At 73.4% G+C, this 17,093-nt stretch carries 17 protein-coding genes and 2 pseudogenes; 6 read left to right on the top strand and 13 right to left on the bottom strand.

Annotated features, from left to right (window positions below):
- Nucleotides 1-4: 4 nt before the first annotated feature.
- Nucleotides 5-1,441, top strand: a complete 1,437-nt coding sequence (locus ACQEUX_RS07105) for a glycine hydroxymethyltransferase (protein ID WP_433043004.1) — start codon at nt 5-7, stop codon at nt 1,439-1,441.
- A gap of 122 nt (nt 1,442-1,563) precedes the next feature.
- Here the strand turns inward: ACQEUX_RS07105 and ACQEUX_RS07100 are convergent, their stop codons facing one another.
- The 3 genes and pseudogenes from ACQEUX_RS07100 to ACQEUX_RS07090 all read right to left on the bottom strand — a co-directional run.
- Nucleotides 1,564-1,815, bottom strand: a complete 252-nt coding sequence (locus tag ACQEUX_RS07100; protein ID WP_433043001.1) for a hypothetical protein — start codon at nt 1,813-1,815, stop codon at nt 1,564-1,566.
- Nucleotides 1,816-1,970: 155 nt separating this feature from the next.
- On the bottom strand, nt 1,971-3,086 hold the full coding sequence (locus ACQEUX_RS07095; RefSeq protein ID WP_433042998.1) for an alpha-hydroxy acid oxidase: 1,116 nt from the start codon (nt 3,084-3,086) through the stop codon (nt 1,971-1,973).
- A gap of 79 nt (nt 3,087-3,165) precedes the next feature.
- Nucleotides 3,166-3,405: pseudogene (locus tag ACQEUX_RS07090) on the bottom strand (alpha/beta hydrolase); the annotation flags it as partial.
- A 232-nt stretch (nt 3,406-3,637) separates the two neighbouring features.
- Between ACQEUX_RS07090 and ACQEUX_RS07085 the strand changes: the two are divergent.
- Nucleotides 3,638-4,042: an MmcQ/YjbR family DNA-binding protein gene (locus tag ACQEUX_RS07085; protein WP_433042995.1), complete on the top strand. Its 405-nt coding sequence runs from the start codon at nt 3,638-3,640 to the stop codon at nt 4,040-4,042.
- 8 nt (nt 4,043-4,050) lie between these two features.
- On the opposite strand, the gene ACQEUX_RS07080 is transcribed toward ACQEUX_RS07085, so the two are convergent.
- Nucleotides 4,051-4,635, bottom strand: coding sequence for a hypothetical protein (locus tag ACQEUX_RS07080; protein ID WP_433042992.1), 585 nt, complete (start codon nt 4,633-4,635; stop codon nt 4,051-4,053).
- Between the two features lie 198 nt (nt 4,636-4,833).
- On the opposite strand from ACQEUX_RS07080, the gene ACQEUX_RS07075 reads away from it, so the two are divergent.
- Entirely contained in the window at nt 4,834-5,784 is a 951-nt protein-coding gene (locus ACQEUX_RS07075) for a sialidase family protein (RefSeq protein WP_433042989.1), read from the top strand.
- A gap of 67 nt (nt 5,785-5,851) precedes the next feature.
- Here the strand turns inward: ACQEUX_RS07075 and ACQEUX_RS07070 are convergent, their stop codons facing one another.
- From ACQEUX_RS07070 to ACQEUX_RS07030, 9 genes are read right to left on the bottom strand one after another with little or no spacing between them, the layout of a single operon-like run.
- A complete protein-coding gene (locus tag ACQEUX_RS07070; protein ID WP_433042986.1) occupies nt 5,852-6,175 on the bottom strand; it encodes an antibiotic biosynthesis monooxygenase family protein in 324 nt (107 codons plus the stop codon).
- Nucleotides 6,172-7,428 carry a beta-ketoacyl synthase N-terminal-like domain-containing protein gene (locus ACQEUX_RS07065; RefSeq protein ID WP_433042983.1) on the bottom strand — a complete coding sequence of 419 codons (1,257 nt, stop codon included), beginning with the start codon at nt 7,426-7,428 and terminating at the stop codon, nt 6,172-6,174. Before ACQEUX_RS07065 ends, ACQEUX_RS07070 begins: the two co-directional genes overlap by 4 nt.
- On the bottom strand, nt 7,425-8,699 hold the full coding sequence (locus tag ACQEUX_RS07060; RefSeq protein ID WP_433042980.1) for a beta-ketoacyl-[acyl-carrier-protein] synthase family protein: 1,275 nt from the start codon (nt 8,697-8,699) through the stop codon (nt 7,425-7,427). Before ACQEUX_RS07060 ends, ACQEUX_RS07065 begins: the two co-directional genes overlap by 4 nt.
- Complete coding sequence (locus ACQEUX_RS07055) at nt 8,696-9,100, bottom strand: cupin domain-containing protein (RefSeq protein WP_433042977.1); 405 nt, start codon at nt 9,098-9,100, stop codon at nt 8,696-8,698. The genes ACQEUX_RS07060 and ACQEUX_RS07055 overlap by 4 nt, the downstream gene beginning before the upstream one ends.
- Nucleotides 9,093-9,848: an SRPBCC family protein gene (locus ACQEUX_RS07050; RefSeq protein WP_433042974.1), complete on the bottom strand. Its 756-nt coding sequence runs from the start codon at nt 9,846-9,848 to the stop codon at nt 9,093-9,095. Before ACQEUX_RS07050 ends, ACQEUX_RS07055 begins: the two co-directional genes overlap by 8 nt.
- The gene (locus tag ACQEUX_RS07045; RefSeq protein WP_433042971.1) at nt 9,845-11,275 is read right to left on the bottom strand and encodes an acetyl-CoA carboxylase biotin carboxylase subunit; all 1,431 of its coding nucleotides are present in this window, start codon (nt 11,273-11,275) and stop codon (nt 9,845-9,847) included. Before ACQEUX_RS07045 ends, ACQEUX_RS07050 begins: the two co-directional genes overlap by 4 nt.
- A gap of 19 nt (nt 11,276-11,294) precedes the next feature.
- The gene (locus tag ACQEUX_RS07040; RefSeq protein WP_433049638.1) at nt 11,295-11,771 is read right to left on the bottom strand and encodes an acetyl-CoA carboxylase biotin carboxyl carrier protein; all 477 of its coding nucleotides are present in this window, start codon (nt 11,769-11,771) and stop codon (nt 11,295-11,297) included.
- A gap of 50 nt (nt 11,772-11,821) precedes the next feature.
- The gene (locus ACQEUX_RS07035; protein ID WP_433042968.1) at nt 11,822-13,603 is read right to left on the bottom strand and encodes an acetyl-CoA carboxylase carboxyltransferase subunit alpha; all 1,782 of its coding nucleotides are present in this window, start codon (nt 13,601-13,603) and stop codon (nt 11,822-11,824) included.
- The gene (locus ACQEUX_RS07030) at nt 13,600-13,938 is read right to left on the bottom strand and encodes a TcmI family type II polyketide cyclase (RefSeq protein ID WP_433042965.1); all 339 of its coding nucleotides are present in this window, start codon (nt 13,936-13,938) and stop codon (nt 13,600-13,602) included. The genes ACQEUX_RS07035 and ACQEUX_RS07030 overlap by 4 nt, the downstream gene beginning before the upstream one ends.
- Before the next feature lie 444 nt (nt 13,939-14,382).
- Here ACQEUX_RS07030 and ACQEUX_RS07025 point away from each other — a divergent pair, with 444 nt between their 5' ends.
- The 3 genes and pseudogenes from ACQEUX_RS07025 (at nt 14,383) to ACQEUX_RS07015 (ending at nt 17,090) form a co-directional block, all read left to right on the top strand.
- Nucleotides 14,383-15,180, top strand: coding sequence for an AfsR/SARP family transcriptional regulator (locus ACQEUX_RS07025; protein WP_433042962.1), 798 nt, complete (start codon nt 14,383-14,385; stop codon nt 15,178-15,180).
- 91 nt (nt 15,181-15,271) lie between these two features.
- Nucleotides 15,272-15,595: pseudogene (locus tag ACQEUX_RS07020) on the top strand (TcmI family type II polyketide cyclase); the annotation flags it as partial.
- 145 nt (nt 15,596-15,740) lie between these two features.
- Nucleotides 15,741-17,090: an FAD-dependent oxidoreductase gene (locus ACQEUX_RS07015; RefSeq protein ID WP_433042959.1), complete on the top strand. Its 1,350-nt coding sequence runs from the start codon at nt 15,741-15,743 to the stop codon at nt 17,088-17,090.
- Nucleotides 17,091-17,093: the final 3 nt, after the last annotated feature.

Here is a 17,093-nt window from a genome sequence, read left to right as displayed (position 1 = left end):
TCGCATGTCGCGCAACGCCGAGTCCACCGCATTCCGGAGTGCCCTTGAGGTGATCCGGGCTGTCGAGCCGCGGGTGGCCGACGCCATCGGCGCCGAGCTGACCGACCAGCGGGAGTCGCTCAAGCTCATCGCCAGCGAGAACTACGCCTCCCCGGCGACGCTCCTGGCCATGGGCAACTGGTTCAGTGACAAGTACGCCGAGGGCACCGTCGGGCGCCGCTTCTACGCCGGGTGCCAGAACGTCGACACCGTCGAGGCGCTCGCCGCCGAGCACGCCCGGGAGTTGTTCGGCGCCGCGCACGCGTACGTGCAGCCGCACTCGGGCATCGACGCCAACCTGGTCGCGTTCTGGGCGGTGCTGGCCGACCGGGTGGAGTCCCCCGCGCTGAAGAAGGCGCAGGTCCGCCAGGTCAACGACCTCACCGAAGCCGACTGGTTCGCGCTGCGCCGCGAGCTGGGCAACCAGCGGATGCTCGGCATGTCGCTGGACGCCGGCGGCCACCTCACCCACGGCTTCCGGCCGAACATCTCCGGCAAGATGTTCGACCAGCGCAGCTACGGCACCGACCCGGCGACCGGTCTGATCGACTACGACCGGGTGGCCGAGGCGGCCCGCGAGTTCAAGCCGCTGATCCTGGTCGGCGGCTACTCGGCGTACCCCCGGAAGGTGAACTTCCGGATCCTGCGGGAGATCGCCGACTCGGTCGGCGCCACCTTCATGGTCGACATGGCGCACTTCGCCGGCCTGGTGGCGGGCAAGGTGTTCACCGGCGACTTCGACCCGGTGCCGCACGCGCACATCGTCACCACCACCACCCACAAGTCGCTGCGTGGCCCGCGCGGCGGCATGGTGCTCTGCCAGCCGGAGCTGGCCGACCAGGTGGACCGGGGCTGCCCGATGGTCCTCGGTGGTCCGCTGCCGCACGTGATGGCCGCCAAGGCCGTCGCCCTCGCGGAGGCCCGTCGCCCCGACTTCGCCGACTACGCCCAGCGGATCGTGGACAACGCGCAGGCCCTCGCCGAAGGGTTGCTGCGCCGGGGCGCGAAGCTGGTCACCGGCGGCACCGACAACCACCTGGTGCTGATCGACGTGTCCGGCTACGGGCTCACCGGCCGGCAGGCCGAGCAGGCACTGCTGGATTCCGGCATCGTCACCAACCGCAACTCGGTTCCGCAGGACCCGAACGGGGCCTGGTACACGTCCGGCATCCGGATCGGTACTCCGGCGCTGACCACCCGGGGCCTCGGCATCGCCGAGATGGACCAGACCGCGGAGCTGATCCACACCGTGCTGGCCCAGACCACCGCCGGCGCCAACGCCGACGGCACCCCGTCGAAGGCGAAGTACACCCTCGACCCGGACCTGGCCGACAAGATCGCCCGCCAGGCGACGGACCTGCTGGCCCCGCACCCCCTCTACCCGGCCATCGACCTGAGCTGACCGACCATTCGCGTCGATCATGGAGTTGTGGTGCCCGACACGGGCGGGTAGGCGACTTTCGTCCACCACCACAACTTCATGATCGACGCGGGCGGGGTGGGGGCGGCGTGGGCGAGGCGGCGTTAGGGCATGGGGCGCTTGAGGTGGTAGCGGTGGACCTCGGTGCTGCCTTGGACGTTGTTCACGTCCTCCACGGCGGAGACGAGCTCCCACCCCTCCCGGCCGGCGCGGTTGAGGTGCGCGATGGCGGTGTCGCCGAAGGCCGTGATGTCCTTGCGTGACCCGTCCGGCGCGTACCAGACGAACGAGACATGGAAATTGCGGCCCTGTCCCTGATAGCGGCGGACGAGCAGGGCGTACTCCCAGGCAACCATGCGGATTATTATGACCGTCCAACCAGGACGGCGGCACGCGGGTCGTCGCTCATTGCCATTCGATGAACGCGGTGTGTCAACCCACCGAGCCGGGTGCCCGGCGGGCCAACTCGTCGGTGATCAGCGCCGCGAGCCGGTTGGGTGCCGGTCACCGCTCAGCCCGCCGTGCGAGTACGCAGCTCGCCGGCCGCCCGTGGGTCGGGACAGCCGGCCAGGGTGAGAGCGTCGCGCAGTTCGGCCGCGAGCAGGTCCAACGCGTCCCGCGCGCCACGTTCACCGCCGAGGGCCAGCGCCCAGAGCAGCGGTCGGCCGACCAGCACCCCGACGGCACCCAGCGCGAGCGCCCGCAGCACGTCGGTGCCACCACGGATGCCGCTGTCCATCAGCACCTGGCACCGGTCACCGACCGCGTCGACGACCTCCGGGAGCATGGTGACGCTGGCCGGAGCCCCGTCGAGCTGGCGCCCGCCGTGGTTGGACACGACCACCGCGTCCGCGCCGATCCGTACCGCCTCGACCGCGTCGCGGGGGTCCAGCACCCCCTTGACCACCAGCGGAAGGTCGACGTGCTCGCGGAGCCAGGCCAGGTCCGTCCAGCGCAGCGCCGGCGCGAACGACGTATCGGTGTGTGCGCCGATCGCGGACACGCCGGGGGCACCGCTGTGCGCCAGGGAGTCCCGGCCGCCGGGCAGGTTCGCGGCGACCACGTCGGCGGGCAGCCGGAACGCGTTGCGCAGGTCCCGGGGGCGTCGGCCGAGCACCGGGACGTCCACTGTGACGACCAACGCCCGGCAGCCCGCCGCGACGACCCGCGCCAGCAGATCGCGGACGAGGGCGCGCTCGCGCAGCCAGTAGAGCTGGAACCAGACTTCGGCGCCCACGCCGGTGACCTGCTCGATCGGTGTGCTGCCCAGCGTGCTCGCCAGGAAGGGCACCCCGGCCGCCCCGGCGGCCGCCGCCAGCGCCAGCTCCCCGCCCGGGTGCACCAGCCGTTGGTAGGCCATCGGCGCCACCCCGACCGGCATGGCGTACGGGCGGCCGAGCAGCCGGGTGCCGAGGTCGACGCGGTCCACGCCGCGCAGCATCCGGGGCAGCACCGCCACCCGGTCCAGTGCGGATCGGTTGGCCGCGAGGGTCACCTCCTCCGCGCTGCCACCGGCGACGTAGTCCCAGACCTCCGGCGGCAGCACGGCCCGGGCCCGCTCGGCGTAGTCGGCGAGCGACACCACCGGCGACGCGGTCGGCCGGTCGGTCAGCGTCGGCTCAACCACCGCGTACCGCCCGGGTGACAGCCGGTTCGTCAGGCCCCTCGGCGCAGAGCGGGTGCAACTCGGCGGCCACCACCAGCGCCATCAGCAGCCCGGACGGGTCCGGGCCGGCCGGCCGGTACACCCGCAGCGGCAGCTCACCGGCGGGGCTGGGGTGCCGCTTGTCGCGTACCTCGGCCGCCGGCTCGATCGCGGCGGTGCCGGCGCGGATCGCGGCCAGGTGCGCGGCACGCGCCTCGGCCAGGGTCGGCGCGTACAACGGTGGGGTGCCGGCCTCGGCGTGGGCCGCCCGGTACGCCGCCACCTCCGGGTGCGGGGCCATGTCGCTCCTATCCGCCGATGCTGGGCATGCCGGTGTTCATCTCGGCGCTGAACATGGTGGCCAACGCTAGCGTGGCCGTCTACATCCCGGTCTGGGTCGCGCTCGACGACTCCGGACCGACCGCCGGAGCCGGCCCGACCCGACCCGGGTGGCCCGACCACCACTGGGCTGTCGCGTCTCCTTTGCTCTGCCGAGCACACCGTGGCCCGCCGGACCCCCGTACGGTGTGCACATGGCCAGTTGGGAGGACGTCCGCCGGATCGCGCTCGCACTGCCCGAGACCACCGAGCGGGCCTCTTACGACGGACTACCCGCCTGGCGGGTGCGGGACAAGGCATTCGTCTGGGAACGTCCGCTGCGCCAGGCCGACCTCGCCGCCCTCGGTGCCGCCGCGCCCGACGGGCCGATCCTCGGCGTCCAGGTGCTCGACCTCGGCGTCAAGCAGGCCCTGCTCGCCGACGACCCGTCGGTCTACTTCACCACCCCGCACTTCGAGGGCTACCCGGCGGTGCTGGTCCGGCTCGAGCGGATCGGCGTGTCCGAGCTGACCGAGGTGATCACCGAGGGGTGGTACGCCCGCGCGCCCAAGCGGCTCGCCGCCGCCCACCGCGCCCTGCAGGAGCCAAGCGACGCCTAGGGCATGTTTCACGTGCGTTGGCGGGCCGGCGCCGGGGTGACGTGTTCGGTGCGGCAGCGCGGGCACCGCAGCCGTGCTCCGGTGGCGGCACGCGGGACGCGAAGCCGTTGGCCACAGCCGCAGGTGAACACCGCCCGGGCCGCCCGTAGGTACTCGTCACGGTCGCGGCGCGGCCAGCGGCCCTGGCAGCGGGCGCACCACTTCGGCGGGTAACTGTGATACCAGGCCAGCCCCAACGCGCCCACGATCATCACGGTGGCGGAGACCGGCAGAACCAGCAGCGCGAGCAGGGCGGGCAGCACCGCGCCGGCGCCGTCCGACAGCACCGCACCGACCACTGTCAACACGGCCACCGGCACGCCGAGCAGGATGCCCCCGAAGCCCCACCCGCAGGCCAGCAGGGACAGCACGAACACCACCCACATGCCGCCGGGGGCCCACCGGCGGACGCCGTACCCGCCGCAGCGCGGGCAGTTCGGCGAGGCGCGGTGCGGCACCGACCGCAACGCCTTCGGCGCCAGCCACTCGACCAGCCGCTTGAGGATCTCCTCGACCAGCTTGGCCGCCAGGGACTGGAGAAACGAGCTGAGCACAGAACTCACCTCCCCACCGACGCACCCGGGCCCCGCAGCCATCCTGACCGGCCGGCGCCAACGCCCCACCCCAGCGCGCCGGCCCCACCGCGCGGGCGACGTCAATCCGACAGCGCCGAGCGCGTTCGGCGGGCTGTTCGTCGCGCGTTCGCCTGATGGCCGTGCGCGCGTCGGCCGGGGCGGCTAGCGTCGCCGCGCATGACGTCGTCACCCACCCGCCCCGGCACCGCCGAGGTCACCGCCGTCCACCGGATCGGCGACAGCGCGCCGCACAGCGCGTTCACCGACCTCGTCCGGTATGCCGGGAGCTGGTTCTGCGCCTTCCGCGAGGCGCGGACCCACCTCTCCGACGACGGTGTGATCCGGGTGCTGACCTCGACCGACGGGCGAACGTGGACGTCGGCGACGGTCGTCCGCCAGGCCGGCACCGACCTGCGTGACCCGCGCTTCGTCCGGCGGCCCGACGGGCGGCTGCAACTGCTGGCGGCGGCCGCCACCGGGGAGACCACCAAGACCTTCCAGACGGTGACCTGGCTCTCCACCGACGGGCACGCCTGGGGCGATCCGGTGCCCGTCGGTGAACCGGGCGTCTGGGTGTGGCGGGCGGCCTGGCACGACGGCGCGATGTACGGCGTCGGCTACGCCACGCGGGATCCGCGATTCGCCCGGCTCTACCGCAGCGCCGACGGCATCGACCTCCAGCCGTGGGTGCCGACGCTGTTCGAGGGCGGCTACCCCAACGAGTCGGGGCTGGTCTTCGACCCGGACGGCACCGCGCGCTGCCTGCTGCGCCGGGACGAGGGCAGCGACCAGGGCAGCGCCACCGCGCAGCTCGGATGGGCCCGACCGCCGTACCGGGAGTGGAACTGGACCGACCTGGGTGTGCAGGTGGGCGGGCCGACGCTGCTCCGGCTGCCGGACGGGCGGTTGCTGGCGGGGGTACGCCTGCTCGACGGCGAGGTGCGTACCGCGGTCTGTGCCGTCGACCCGGAGCGGGGCGAGCTGACCGAACTGGTCGCGCTGCCCTCCGGCGGCGACACCAGCTATCCCGGCCTGGTCTGGCACGACGACCTGCTGTGGGTCAGCTACTACTCCTCGCACGAGGGACGGACCTGCGTCTATCTGGCCGAGGTCGGGCTGAACGCCTGACCGACCGGTCCACATCGGATGCCGCAGCGGGCCACGCCCCGCCCCGACGACGGCCCGCCGCGCGCGATCAGCCCGGCGCGAGCGCCGGCGTCTGCGCGTGGATGTGGAAGCGCAGCGAGCGGGCGTCAGTGAAACACTCCCGCATCGGGCGCACCAGGTCCCGGTGTTCCGGGCTGCGCTCCCAGGTCTCGAAGTCGGCCAGGCTCGCCCACTCGCTGGTGATCAACCACTGTTCCGGGTCGGTCGACGAGCGGCACACCTGGTCGACCAGGTGCCCCGGGACCCCGCCGGCGACCAGATGCCGCACCTCCTCGTAAGCGGCGAGGAACTGCTCGGTGCGCGGCACCGGCACCCGCACCAGGAAGACCACCCGGGCCCGCTGCTCGCTCATGACCTCTCTCCTCTCATCGGTGCGGCCCCACGCAGGACCAGCGCGCTGTTGAACCCGTCGAAGCCCCGCGCGCAGACCAGCGCGAGCCGGCTGCGCGGCCGACGGTGCTCCCGCAGGAAGTCCAGCTCGCACCCGTCGGCGACCTCGTCCGGGCCGGCGGATGCGGGCAGCGTGTCGTGCGCGAAGGCGAGCAGCGCGGTGGCCGCGTCCAGCGCCGAGCCGCCCTGGTACGCCCGCCCGGTCAGCGGCTTCTGCGTGGTCACCGGGGGCGGCCGGTCGGCGAACACGGCCCGCAACGCCTCGGCCTCGCTGCGGTCGTAGCGGGGCACGCCAAGCGCGTCGGGCAGCACCACGTCGATCCCGGCCGCCGCGACGCCCGCCCGGTCCAGGGCCAGCCGCATCGCCCGCGCGTACTGGGCCGGGTCACCGGCGCTGTCCGCCGTGGTGTGCGCGGCGTCGTGGGTGGAACCCCAACCGCTCACCTCGCCGTAGACCCGGGCGCCCCGGGACAGGGCGTGTCCCAACTCCTCCACCACGAACACCGCTCCCCCCTCGGCCGGCAGGTAGCCGCTGGCCGAGGCGTCGAACGGCCGGTACGCCCGCTCCGGGTCGGCCACGTCGCTGAGCAGCCCGGAACGCAACTGGCAGGCCAGCGCGTACGGGCTCAGCGGGCACTCGGTGGCCCCGGCGATCACGACCGGGGTGCCCCGCCGCACGGCGCGGGCGGCGTGCGCCAGACTGTCCAACCCGCCGGCCGCCTCCGCGACCAGCACCCCGCTCGGGCCCTTGAACTGGTGGTGGATGGAGAGCTGCCCAACGCTCGCCGCGTAGAACCAGGCGATCGACTGGTACGCCCCGACCGTGCGCGACGACCCGCCCCAGAGCCGTTGCAGCTCCCGCTGGCCGAACAGGTTGCCCCCGGACGAGCTGGCCAGGGTCACCGCGTAGCCGTACGGGTCGGGGGCCCGCTCGGGCAGGCCGGCGTCGGCCAGCGCCAGCCGGGTGGCGGCGAAGCCGAGGTGCGTCCACCGGTCGGTCTGCACCAGTTGCCGACTGTCGGCGTAGGAGTCGGCGGTGAAGCCGGGTACCTCCCCGCCGTAGCGGGTCGGGTAGCCGGACGGGTCGAACAACGTGATCGGCCCGGTCCGGCGGGTGCCGGTCAGCACCGTGCGCCAGTGCGCGTCCGCGCCGATGCCGCTGGGCGCGACCACACCGATGCCGGTCACCACCGCCCGGGCCGGAGGGCTGCTCACGCCGCCACCGCCCCGGGCAGCCGCCGGAACACCATCGCCGACTGGAAGCCACCGAAACCACTGCCCACCGACAGGGCGACGTCCACCGGAACCTCACGCGCCTCGTTCGGTACGTAGTCCAGGTCGCATTCCGGGTCCCGGGTGCTCCAGTTGGCCGTCGGCGGCACCACGCCGAACTCGATCGCGAGGGCGCACGCGGCCATCTCGATCGACCCGATCGCGCCGAGCGAGTGCCCGACCATCGACTTGATCGAGCTGATCGGCACCCGGTACGCGGCCTGGCCCAGCGCCCGCTTGAACGCGGCCGTCTCGTGCCGGTCGTTCTGTCGGGTGCCCGAGCCGTGTGCGCTGATGTAGGAGACCTGCTCGGGGAGGATCCGTCCCTGCTTGAGCGCGTCGGTGACGGCGAGGCTCATCTCCAGCCCGTCCGGGCGCAGCCCCGTCATGTGGTAGCCGTTGCTGCGGCTGGCGTAACCGGCGACCTCGCAGTAGATGTGTGCCCCCCGGCGGCGGGCGTGGCCGGCCTCCTCCAGCACCAGCACCGCCCCGCCCTCGGCCAGCACGAACCCGTGCCGGTCGGCGTCGAACGGGCGGGAGGCGTGCGCCGGGTCGTCGTTGTCCGGGCTGGTCGCCTTGATCGCGTCGAACGACGCGACGGTGACCGGCGAGATGGGCGAATCCGCCGCGCCGGCCAGCATCACGTCCGCCTCACCGTCCACGATCATCTGATGGGCGTAGCCGATCGCGTCGATGCCGGAGGTGCAACCGGTGGAGACCACCTGCGCCGGGCCGTGCAGCCCGTACCGGCAGGCCACGTCGGCGGCCAGGCTGCTGGGCACCAGCGCCTGGTAGAGGTACGGGCCGCCGCGCGCCGCGTCGACCAGCCAGCGCCGGCCGTGCTCGCTGACGGTGACGTACTCCTGCTCCAGGGCCATCGTGCCACCCACGGCGGTGCCGAGCACCACCCCGGCCCGGTCCCGCTCGGCGTCGGTGAGCACCAACTGAGCGTCGGCGACCGCCTCCGCGGAGCAGGCCAGCGCGAACTGCACGTACCGGTCGGCCCGGCGTCGTTCGGCCTCGGTGAGACCCGCCGCGATCGGATCGAAGTCGCACTCGGCGGCGATCTGGGAGCGGAACGCCGACGGGTCGAAGAAGCTGATCCGCCGGGTGGCGGTCCGCCCCTCGGTGATGGTCTTCCAGAAGCGGTCCCGGCTGGCGCCGCCGGGGGCGACCACCCCGACACCGGTCACCACCGTGCGGCGCCCAGTCATGATCCGCCCCGCTGCTCGACCAACTCCGTGTCGACGTGCCCCAGTTCGGGGCGGGGGGCCAGCGGGCCCAGGTGGAAGACCACCTCGGCCGGTTCGACGCCGGTGTTGCGCAGTCGGTGCCGCACGTTGATCGGCACGAACAGCGCCTCGCCGGCGGCTAGCAGCGTCGGCTGGTCGTCCAGGTCGACGGTGATCGCGCCGCGCGCCACGTACAGGAACTCCTCGCTGTACGGGTGGTAGTGCTCGGCGATCCGCTCCCCCGGTGCGAGCGTGGCCACCCCGAGGAAGCCCGAGGTGCTGCCGACCGTGCGGGGGCCCAACAGCACCCGCAGCTCACCGCCGCGCCGCCGGTCGGCCGGTACGTCCCGGGCGGCGATCGGCCGGGTGCTCAGGTCACTCATCGTCGGTCTCCGTCGACTCGTCGTTGGCGGTCGGGCTGTCCTGCTCGGCGCGCTGCCGGGCGATCCGCTCGACCCGGTCCTTGATCACCGCGAGTTGGATCGCGCTGTTGGTGTTGATCCGCTCGGTCATCGCGGCGTTGTCGACCGGGGCGGTGGGCTTCATCGCGAAGTCCTGCGTCCAGGTCATCCGGGTGCCGCCGGCCTCCTCGGTGTAGCGCCAGTGGATCCGCATGTACTCGAACGGCCCGGTCTCCACCCGGTGCGCACGGACCTGCCGGCTCACCGGGTCGGCGGTGCGCTCGCTGACCCAACTCCAGGCCACCCCGTTCTCGTCGGGGTGCATGGTGAGCCGGAACCGCACGGTGTGCCCGTCACGGTGCAGGATCTCCACCACGGCGTACTCGGTGAACAGCTCGGTCCAGTTCGCCACGTCGTTGGTGACCTCCCAGACCACCGCCAGCGGCGCGTCGATGAACACGCCGTTCTCGGTGTGCCCGGGCGGGTCGGTGCGGCGGGCGACCAGGTCGGCCACCGCCGGGATGCTCAGCTGCCCGGCCTGCTCGGGGATGCTCACCTGCCACCGGTCGGCGACGACGGCGGAGAGCTCCAGCAGGGCGAGCGAATCCATGCCCAGTTCCTCCAGCGACGCGGCGGGCGCCCGGGCCGCGGCGTCGGCGTCCAGCCCGCAGTGCGCCACCAGGATGTCGGTGATCTCGGCGGTCATCGGGCGACCATGGGTGACGGTCATCGGGTCCTCCTGTGGGTTACGTCGGGCTCCGCGGCGGGCGCGGTGCGCGGTGCGGGGGTGGCCGTCGGCGGCTGCGCGGGCGCGGCGAGCAGACGGTCGACCAGGCCGGTGGTGTAGCGGCCCTTGCGGAATGCGGCGTCGTCGAGCACCCGCCGGACGAACGGGATGGTGGTGCACACGCCCGGCCCGGCGATGTCGAACTCGTCCAGGGCGCGCTCCAGCCGGTTGAGGGCCGCCTCCCGGTCGGGCGCCCAGACGACCACCTTGGCCAGCAGTGAGTCGTACCAGGGGCCGACCAGGTAGCCGGCGCTGGCGTGGGTGTCCACCCGGGTGAACGGGCCGCCCGGTGGGGTGAAACGCTCCAACCGGCCGGGGGTGGGGGCGAAGCCGCGCTCGGGGTCCTCGGTGTTGACCCGGCATTCCACCGCGACGCCGTGCAGCCGGATCTCCTCCTGCCGCCAGCGCAGCGGCACCCCGGCGGCGATGTGCAGTTGCTCGTGCACCAGGTCGATCCCGGTGACCATCTCGGTGACCGGGTGTTCCACCTGGATCCGGCAGTTGATCTCCAGAAAGTGGAACTGTTCCTCCGCGTCGACCAGGAACTCCAGCGTGCCGGCGCCGACGAAGCCGACCTCCAGCGCGCCCCGCAACGCGGTCTCCGCGATCGCGTCGAGCGTGGCGGTGGGCAGCGCCGGAGCGGGCGCCTCCTCGACCAGCTTCTGGTGCCGGCGCTGCACCGAGCAGTCCCGGGTGCCCAGGTGCACCCCGTTCCCGTGGGCGTCGCAGAGCACCTGCACCTCGACGTGCCGGGCCTCGGTGAGGTAGCGCTCGACGTACACCCGGTCGTCGCCGAAGGCGGCCTGCGCCGCGGCCCGGGTGCGGGCGTACGCCCGGCGCAGCTCGCCCGGGGTGTGCACCACGGTCATCCCCCGGCCGCCGCCCCCGGCGGCGGCCTTCACGATCACCGGGTAGCCGACGGACGCGGCCACCTCGGCCGCCGTGGCGGCGGTCGGCACCGGCGCGACGCTGCCCGGCGACAGCGGCAGGCCGGCGCGGCTCATCAGGGCCCGAGCCGAGGACTTGTCGGCCAGCGCGGCCATCACCGCCGGCGGCGGGCCGATGAAGATCAGCCCGTTGTCCGCGCAGATCTCGGCGAAGTCGGCGTCCTCGGAGAGGAAGCCGTAGCCCGGGTGCACGGCCTGCGCGCCGACCTGTCGGGCCGCCTCCACGATGGCGGCGGCGTTGAGGTAGCTGCGCCGGCTCGACGCCGGCCCGATCCGGACGGCCTGGTCGGCGAGGCGGACCACCGCCGAGTCGGCGTCCGCGGCGGAGTAGACCACCGCCGTCCGTACGCCGAGCTCCTTGCAGGCGCGCAGCACCCGCAGCGCGATCTCGCCCCGGTTGGCGATCAACACGGTCTCGAACATGGTCACCCACCCCGCGCCGTCACGCCGGGTCCAGCTCGATCAGCGGCTGGTCGTACTCCACCGGCTGGCCGTCCTCGGCGAGGATCGCGACCACCCGGCCGGCCCGGTCGGCGGCCACCTCGTTCATCAGCTTCATCGCCTCGACGATGGCGACCGGCTGGCCCGGGCGGACCAGGTCACCCACCGCGACGAACGGCGCCGCGCCGGGCTCCGGCGCCCGGTAGAAGGTGCCGACGATCGGTGCCCGCACCGCGACCCGCCCGGGCACCATGGGTCGGATCAGCGCCGCCGGTGGGCCGGGTGCCGACGCGACCGGCGGCGCCACCTCGGCCGGTGGAGGGGGTGCGTCCGGGCGTGTGACGTCGTCGGGGTGCCACTCGACCTCGAGCACCGCCGGCCCACTGCGCAGCCGGATCCGGCGCACCGGCCCGGCCAGCTCGGCGATCAGGTGCTGCGCCTGCCGGCGCAACCCGGCCAGCGCCTCCTCGCCGCTCATCCCGGCGTGGTCGGGCGCGTCGACGGTCGACACCGCCCCGTCTCCGGCGGTCACCGGGCACCCGCGCGGGCCGCGCCGAACCGCCGGAAACGCTGCCGGCGCAGGCGGACCAGCATGGCGGGCGGCACCTCCAGCAGCGGCAACAGATTGGTCAGCAGGGCGGCGCGGAGCCGGCGGGCGGTCTCCGCCGGGTCGTCGTGCGCGGCGCCTGACGGCTCCGGCACGATCTCGTCGACCACCCCGAGCCGGCACAGGTCGGGCGCGGTCAGGCGCAGCGCACGGGCGGCCTGTGGCGCCGCGGACCGGTCCGGCCAGAGGATCGCGGCACAGCCCTCGGGGCTGATCACCGAGTAGACGGCGTTCTCCAGCATCAGCACCCGGTCGGCGACCGCCAACGCCAGCGCGCCGCCGCTGCCGCCCTCTCCGGTGATCACCGCAAGCACGGGGGTGGGCAGCACGGTGAGGGTGAGGATGTTCTCCGCGATGGCCGCCGCCTGGCCCTGCTCCTCGGCGCCCACCCCAGGGTCGGCGCCGGGGGTGTCCACGAGGGTGACCACGGGCAGGCCGAGCCGGGCGGCGAGGCGCATCAACCGCAGTGCCTTGCGATGCCCGGCCGGGCTGGCCATGCCGAAGTTGCGGGCCACCAGCTCGGCCGTGGTGTGCCCCTTCTGGTGACCGATGACCATCACGTGCCGGCCGGCCAGCCGGGCCACGCCGCCCACGATCGCGGGGCAGTCCCCGCCGAGCCGGTCGCCGTGCAGCTCCACGAACCCGTCGAAGACGGAGTCAAGAAAGTCCAGTGCGGTCGGCCGACCAGGGTGGCGGGCCGTGCGGACGGTGTCCCACGCGTCGCGTACCGCCGGGGCGGCACTCGCTCCCGGGGTGGTCGGCGCCGCCTCGGCGGCGGCGTCCCCGCCCGCCGCCGACCGCACCGGAGCCGGACCGTCCTCGGCGAGACGCTCGCGGTGCGGCGCCGGCTCCTGCCGCGGTACGGGCGGGCGACCGGAACCGTCGGCGCGGGTCGGGCGGGCGGCGCGAGTCGCGGCGAGCAGTGCCACCAGCCGACCACGCAGGGACCGGCGCTGCACCACCATGTCCACCTGGCCGTGTCGGAGCAGGAAGTCGGCGGTCTGGAAGCCCTCCGGCAGGGCCCGGCCGGTGACCTGGCGGATCACCCGGGGGCCGGCGAAACCCATCCGGGCGCCGCTCTCGGCGAGCACCAGGTCGGTGTTGGTGGCGAACGACGCGGCCACCCCGCCGTAGGTCGGGTCGGTGAGGACGCTCACGGTGAGCAGGCCCGCCTCGCGCAGCGCGGCGATGGCCTGGCTGACGGTGGCCATCTGCATCAACGACAGCGCGCCCTCCTGCATCCGCGCCCCGCCGGAGGCGGTGACCAGGATGAGCGGAGTGCGGTCGTCCAGTGCCCGTTCGGCGGCCCGGGTGATCAGCTCGCCGACCGCGCAGCCCAGGCTGCCGCCGAGAAAGCGGAAGTCCATCACCGCCAACGTGGCCGGGTGTCCCCCGATGGTGGCGGTGGCGCAGACGACCGCCTCGGCCAGACCGGTGCTGGCCCGCGCGGCGGTGAGCCGATGCGGGTACGGCAGCACGTCGACGAAGCCGATCGGATCCGCCTCGGGCAGCCCGTCGGGCAGTGGGCGCAGCGACCCCGGGTCGACGAGTTGGCGTAGGCGTTCCGGGGCGCCGAGTCGGGCGTGTTCCCCGCACTCCGGGCAGACGTCCAGATTGCGGCGCAACCGTTTGCGGTAGAGCAGGCTGGCGCAGCCGGCGCAGCGGGACCAGAGCTGCTCCTCGCGAGGTGCGGTGGCCGTCACGACCGCCGCCCGGTGTCCGGGGCGTCGAACCGGTAGAAGCACTGCGCCATCGCGTCGCGCGGCGAGCGCCAGGTCGACAGGTACGGCGAGACGTACGGGCGCAGGCGATCGCTGACCCGGATGAACTCGGGGTGACCACGGGCGGCCTCGACCGCTCCCTCCGCCGGCTGCTCGGTTTCGAGCAGGTGCACATAGAGGTCGTGCAGCCGGTACAGCGAGCGGTGCCGGACGCCGACCAGGCGCGGCAGTTCCGTCGCGTCCGACTCGGCGAAGATCTCGGCGACCCGCTCCGCTGCGGTCGGATCCACCTTCGCGACGATCAGCGATCGGTCCATACTGGGCCTCCCCCCACGGCGTCCGGCCGGCGACGGGTGGCCCCCGGACGCGCTGGACGACTGCCGACACGATGCGGCAGTCCTCGTCACGGCGGCGTCACCACACGGGACCGGTCAGCGACGCTGGATGGTGACGCTGCGTTGACGCAACCTGTGTATCAGCTATGCGTTTGCCATGCCCGGGGCGATAGGTAGAATGATTGTTTGGCCAGTTCAGAACCGATCTCAGGTTGACTGTCGCCAATAGAAGGTCCACGCCGACGTTGACTCACCGTGACCGCTATTGATAATCTTCACGGTGGTCAGCCCGGCGGCCTCGGCGGGTGGGGCCGCGCCCCGCAGCCGTGGTCGCGCCTTCACCGGCGGGGCCGACAGTGGCGTCACGGGCAACCGATCCGGGACACAGCAGACAGTCGGGACGAGCGTTCCGCAGGGGGTGCCGCCGTGGCCGCTGATCCGACCGTTCCGACCGCCGGAGACCCGCCCGAGGAGGGCGTCTCACTCCACCTGCTCGGCGGCTTCCGACTGCTGCGCGAGGCCGTACCGGTCGTGGTGCCGCGCGGGCTGCAACGGGTGATCGCGCTGATCGGGCTACGCCCCGGCGCCACCCGCAGCCAGCTCGCCGGGCTGCTCTGGCCGGACGCGTCGGAGGAACGGGCGCTGTCCTCACTGCGCACCGCGCTCTGGCGTCTACGACAGGACCCGTGCTGCCCGATGACCGTGGCCAGCGACACCGTACGGCTCGGCCCGGCGGTCCGGCTCGACGTGGACGACCTGGTCGGCACCGCGGCCCGGGTCCGCGACGGCGACGACCCCCGCACCGCGGCCGGGGCACTCGCCGCAGGCCGGCACGACCTCCTACCCGGTTGGTACGACGACTGGGTGCTGCTGGACCGGGAGAGACTGCGCCAACTGCGCCTGCACATGCTGGAACAGGTGGCCGGCCAGCACCTGGCCGCTGGGCGACACGGCGAGGCCCTGGAGGCCGCACTGGAGGCGATGGCCGCCGAGCCGTTACGGGAGACGCCACACCGACTGGTGGTCCGCATCCACCTGGCCGAGGGCAACGCCTTCGAAGCCGTGCACGCCTTCTACGTCTACCGGGACCTGCTGCGCCGGGAGCTGCGTCTGGAACCCAGCCCCGCGATGAGCGCCCTGCTCGACGACACACTCGCCCCGATCCGTCAGGCCAGCCGGGAAGCCGTGACCGATCGCCCGTCACCGGCCGGACGGCGTACGTGACGGTGATGTGACAGGCGCTACGGCACGGTGGGCGCACAGAGCACGTGGCGCCGATCCGAGGGTCGGGGGAGCCACCGGCGAAAGGGGTCCCATGAGTCGTCTACTGATCGTCAGCCGGATCATCCCGGGCGCGGAGGGGCGGGTCGCGCAGATCTTCGCGGAATCCGACGCCACCGAACTACCCGGCCTGACCGGCGTCACGCACCGGTCCCTGTACTGCCTGCACGACCTGTGCGTGCACCTGCTGGAAACCTCCGACGTCGACCCGGACGCGCTCGCGGCGGCCCGCAACCACCCGCTGTTCCAGCAGGTCAACGAACGCCTCTCCGCGCACACGTCGCCGTACCTGCCGACCTGGCGCTCCCCCCGGGACGCGATCGCCGGCTGCTTCTACCGGTGGGACGCCATCGACGCGCCCACAGCGCGCTCGGCCAACACGGACGCGCCCGCGGCGCGCCCGGCCAGCACCGACGCGCCCGCGGCGCGCCCGGCCAGCACCACCGCGCCCGCAGCGCGCCCGGCCGGCGTCGATGCGCCCGCGGCGCACCCGGCCGGCTGACATGTCCACCGCGCCACCGCACGTCCTGATCATCGGCGCCGGCACGGGCGGGCTGTGCCTGGCGCACGGGCTGCGCCGCGCCGGGATCAGCGTCGCCGTCTACGAACGGCACCGCAACCGCGCCGAAGGGCTGCTCGGCTACCGGGTCGGCATCGGCCCGACCGGCAGCCGCGCACTACGCGAGTGCCTGCCCCCGGAACTGTTCGCCACCTTTCTGGCCACCTGCGCCCGGCCGCCGCACTACTTCAACGTGGTCACCCAGGGGCTGCGCCAGACCGCGTCGTTCCCGCTGCGGCCGAACGCCGACCCTGCGCACACCGAACACTCGGTGGCCCGGATGGTGCTGCGTCAGGTGCTGCTGACCGGCCTCGACGACGTGGTGCACTTCGACAAGACCTTCACCCGGTACGAGCAGCGCGACGACGGCACCGTCACCGCGTACTTCGCGGACGGCACCAGCGCCACCGGTGACCTGCTGGTGGCGGCGGACGGCACACACTCGGCGGTGCGCCGCCAGTACCTGCCGCACGCCGTCATCCGCGACGCCGGCACCATCAACATCGCCACCCGGATCCCGCTGACCGCGCACACCCGCGACCTCGTCCCGGAGCGCGTCCGTCAGGGCATCTCGTTGATCTTCGGTGTCGGCGGGATGATGGGCGTGCTGCACGTCATGGAGTTCAAGTGGAACGCCGAGCGGGCGATCAAACCCGGCGTCAGCGACGCCGACGCCGCTCTGCTGCGGGACTGGCCGGGTCTGTCCCACGACACCACCACCGACAACATCAACCTGATCATCTGGAGCACGGCACGCCGGTTCCCGGCCGACGTCATGGAGCGCCGTGGCGAGGACCTGGTGCAGGTCGCCCTGGACCTCACCCCGAACTGGCACCCGAACCTGCGGGAGCTGCTGACCCGCGCGGATCCGGCCAGCGCCATGCCGATCAACGTGTCCACGTCCGAACCGGTGCCGCCCTGGAAGAGCAGCACCGTCACCATGCTCGGTGACGCCATCCACACCATGACACCGGGTCGCGGTGTGGGCGCGAACACCGCGCTGCGCGACGCCCGCCTGCTCTGCGAGCAGCTCAGCCGCGCGGCCACCGGCGACAAGACGCTGCTCCAGGCGGTGGCGGACTACGAGGCCGCGATGGCGCCGTACGGCTTCGCGCGGGTCGCCGAATCGTTGAACCGCAGCGGCACCAGCGGCGACGACCGAATGTACCGGCCGGTGGTGGGTCGACTCGCGCTGCTCGGCGCGCGCGGCTACTTCGGAGTGACCAGCCGGGTGCCACGGCTCCGTCGCCGGTTCGTCGACGACTTCCACACCTACGAGGGCGACCAGGACTGAGCG

This window comes from Micromonospora sp. CA-259024, assembly GCF_050936255.1.
Taxonomy (GTDB): Bacteria; Actinomycetota; Actinomycetes; order Mycobacteriales; family Micromonosporaceae; genus Micromonospora.
Note: the sequence above shows the minus strand (reverse complement) of the source record. Positions and strands in the feature narration are given on the sequence as shown.